This window comes from Haloferax sp. s1 (genome assembly GCF_058382125.1).
The window spans coordinates 1-3,439 of the sequence record NZ_JBZRPK010000349.1; the positions used below are offsets into that span (position 1 = coordinate 1).

General features: G+C 63.1%; 4 protein-coding genes. 3 read left to right on the top strand and 1 reads right to left on the bottom strand.

Annotated elements, in window-relative coordinates; all coding sequences use genetic code 11:
- The first annotated feature begins 101 nt into the window (after positions 1-101).
- Genes QT222_RS04170 through QT222_RS04180 form a run of 3 tightly spaced genes read left to right on the top strand, consistent with a single transcriptional unit; the run spans position 102 to position 1,308 of the window.
- Positions 102-248, top strand: coding sequence for a DUF7331 family protein (locus tag QT222_RS04170; RefSeq protein WP_491476406.1), 147 nt, complete (start codon positions 102-104; stop codon positions 246-248).
- 48 nt (positions 249-296) lie between these two features.
- A complete protein-coding gene (locus QT222_RS04175; protein ID WP_491476404.1) occupies positions 297-854 on the top strand; it encodes a DUF7322 domain-containing protein in 558 nt (185 codons plus the stop codon).
- 25 nt (positions 855-879) lie between these two features.
- A complete protein-coding gene (locus tag QT222_RS04180; RefSeq protein WP_004057406.1) occupies positions 880-1,308 on the top strand; it encodes a DUF7346 family protein in 429 nt (142 codons plus the stop codon).
- Between the two features lie 29 nt (positions 1,309-1,337).
- Here the strand turns inward: QT222_RS04180 and QT222_RS04185 are convergent.
- Positions 1,338-3,439, bottom strand: a 2,102-nt coding sequence (locus QT222_RS04185; protein WP_491476405.1) for a DNA double-strand break repair ATPase Rad50, incomplete at its 5' end; no start/stop codon positions are given.

The window sequence follows — 3,439 nt, forward strand, 5'->3', positions numbered from 1 at the left end:
CGCGCTTATAAGCAAATCACGGAAAAACATGTACCGGTGTAAGGTTAACACTGTCATACGATAAGACCGGCCCCGCATCACCAGTACGGGGAGACTGCACGATCGACGGCAACGGACCGGTTGGTCCGACAGGCGCCGAGACGATCGAATCCTACGATATCGACGGTGGCGTGGTGTTCTACGACGCGGAGAACCCACTTGCATGGGTCGAGGCGACGCGGTCGATGCGCCTCGACGACTGCGCCTAACTCGGCCGAAACGGGCTTTTTTTCTCGGCACGGCGTCTCGACACAACTGTGACGGACGACGAGCGACGCGAGGACGTTCGGGAGACGACAGAGCCGTCTGCCGAAGCCCATCAGAACGCAGAGCGTTCTGAGGAAGATGTTGCCTCCCGAATCGACCCCGAAAAGCGGTGGGGCGACCCGGAAGCCCGATGGGGAAATCCCGAGAAGGACCTCCCGAACATTCCACGTGTCCGTATCCCCGGTGAAGACGCCAACACGGAGACTGAAGAGACCGGTGAAGACGAGGAGATGCCGGAGTTCTCCGCTGACATCGACCCCGAAGCGGCGCGACTGTTCTGGGCGAGCGTTATCCTCGCAAACATCGGCGTTGCGGGCGTCGCAGTCGGGGCGATGCTCATCTATTTCCGCGGCCAGACGATGGTCGGCGGCGGTCTCGTCCTCTTAGGCGTCGGTTCACTGGTTCGCGTCTACTACACTCACAAGAAGTTCGAACGCGGCGACTGGTCGAGCGATGACGACGGGGACGAAGACAGTTGTGAAGTCGGGGACGAAGACAGTTGTGAAGTCGGGGACAACAGCGACGACCCCAGCAAGCGCAACCGCTAACAGTCGCCGATACCTTCGACCCTTCATGCGAACCGTCCGCGGTCCCGACGGCCGACGCTACCTGCTCGTCAAGCGCTCCAGCGACGCCAGTCGCGTCCGCGACCCGAAGACAGGCGACGAGCGCCATTTTCCAAACGACGAACTCGAAACCGTGAGTGGAGAGTCACCGCTCGAAACCGCCGCCCGCGCCGTCCCTGAACCGGTCCGCCGAATCCTCGTCGCAGTCCCAACCGAGCGCAGCCTCGGACTCCTCGTCGACCTTGCGGACCGCGGGCCGCTTCCAGTCGTCGAGTTACTCGGCGCGTACGACCTCTGTGAGAGCGACCTCCACGGTCTCCTGACCGAGTTCAAAATCGCAGGACTTGTCGAAGAGACCACGGTCTACGGGGAGCGAGGCTACGAGGTAACGGATACCGCGAAAGAGGGAATCGAACGGTTGCGCGCGAACGAGTGAGTAACGGAGTAGAACGACGACGAGGTCGCTCAGTCGTCCGCGAGCGCGCTGGCGAGCGTCGGGGCGTCGGTCCGCTCGACAGTCGAGCGGTTCGTCGTCGGGTTCTTCTCGACGCGGACGAGGTCGTCGGCCGCGCCGACAAGTTCGTCGTCGTGGCTGACGATGAGAATCTGCTTGACGCCGCGGTTCTGCATGTCCTCGACGAGGTCGACCAGTCGTGAGACGTGGCCGGTGTCGAGGAAGACGGTCGGTTCGTCGAGAATGAGCGGCGGGAGCGGGGCCGCGCCGTCGATACCCTCGGCGAGAAGCCGATAGATGGCACATCGCAGGCTGAGGTTGAACAGGGCGCGTTCGCCACCCGACAACTGCTCGGGTTCGAGCGCCGTGCCGTCTTTTTGGAACACCGTCAGGCCGTACTCGCCGTCGAGTCGGATGCGCGAGTAGGCGTCGTTGGCGTACACGAGGTCGAACGTCTCGTTGAGCATCCGTTCGAGCACTTCGACGTTCCGCTGGCGGAGTTCCGCCCGGAGGTCGCCGTAGGTCGATTCGAGCGTCGAGACCTCGTCGTGGAGCGATTCGAGGGCATCCACGCGCTCAGCGAGTTCTTCGCGGCGCTCGCGGAGTTCGTCGAGTCGTTCGAGGTCGGCGTTGACGCCACCGATTTGGCTCTGGAGGTCGTCGCGTTGCTCCCGCAAGTCTGGGAGCACTTCGTCTTCGACCTTTTCGAGGTACGTTTCGGCCTTCTGTTTGCTCGTTTTGGCCTTCTTGACCGCATCTTCGTCGACCGTCTCGCGGAGTTCGTCACGTCGCTTCTGGCGCTCTTGGAGGTGTTCACGTCGCTCGCGGTTTACGTCCGCAAGCGTCTCGCGCTTCTCTCGGAGGCGGTCGCGGGCATCGACCGTGTCCGCTCGCGTGTCAACGAGAGATTCAACGCGGTCCAGTCGCTCTCGGCGAGCATCGAGCGATTCGAGGTCCGATTCGAGGGACTCGACCGTCTCCTCGACTTCCGCCGCGCGCTCGGCCTGTTTCGTCGCCGCCTCGCGCTTTTCTTCGGCCTCCGATTCGAGGTCGTCTGCGGCTTCACGTTTCTCCGTAGCTGCCTCACGTCGAGTTTCGACCGTCTCCTCGCGGTCGGCGATTCGTTCGGCGGCAAGTTCGAGCCGGTCTGTGTAGGAGTCGGCGCGGCTTTCGGCGTCGACTAGTTTCTCAGCCGCTTCGACCGCTTCTTTCAGTGACTCGACCTTCGATTCGAGCGTCTCTCGCTCGGATTCGAGTCTCTCGACCGCCCCCTCGCGTTCGCTGATGGCGTCCACGTGGGGGGAGCCATCGACCGGTTGGCCACACTCCGGACACTTGCCCGCGTCGCGGAGTTCCTCGGCTTCGGCGAGTCGTTCGCGGGCGTTCTTCAACTCGGTCTCGGTTTCGGCAAGTGACTCGCGGGCCGAAGAGAGGTCGCTCCGGCGTTCGTCGAGAAGGTCGGCCGCCTCGCCGAGTTCGACGGGCGCGTCAGCGAACGACGCTTCGATGGTTTCGAGCGAGGCTTCGATGTCTGCGCTGGTCTCGCGGAACGATTCGAGTTCGCTCGCTGCCTCATCGGCCGTTTGTTCGTCCGCTTCGGCGGCCTCGCGTTTCTCCTCGGCGCGAGTTTCGAGGTCGTCTGCGCGCTCTTCGAGCCGTTCTGCCTGCGTGGCGAGTCCTTGCGCCCGCGTCCGGGCTTCCGAAAGTTCGTCTCGAATCTCCGACTCGCGGTCGACGAACGCCTCCCGACGGGCGGCGATTGCCTCCTCGCTGGCATCGTCGAGTGCGGTTTGCTCCAGCACGGTTTCGATGTCCTCGCCGAGGTCGTCGAGTTCCTCACCGAGTTCCCGGATTCGCTCCGTGAGTTTGTCGCGCTCTGCTTCGTCGGCCGCGACTTTCGATTTGAGGTCCTCGATGGCGGATTCGACTTCGGCGAGTCGCTCCCGATTTTCTGCGTGTTCGTCCAGCGTCGATTGGGCGGCGTCAAGGGCCGATTTAGCTTTGTCTCGTTGAGACTCGTAGTGCTCGATTTTCTCGTCTACCTCGACGAGGTCCGATTCGAGGGCGTTGAGTCGCGCGTGGAGGTCTTCGTCCTCCTTGGCCGCGATTTGCG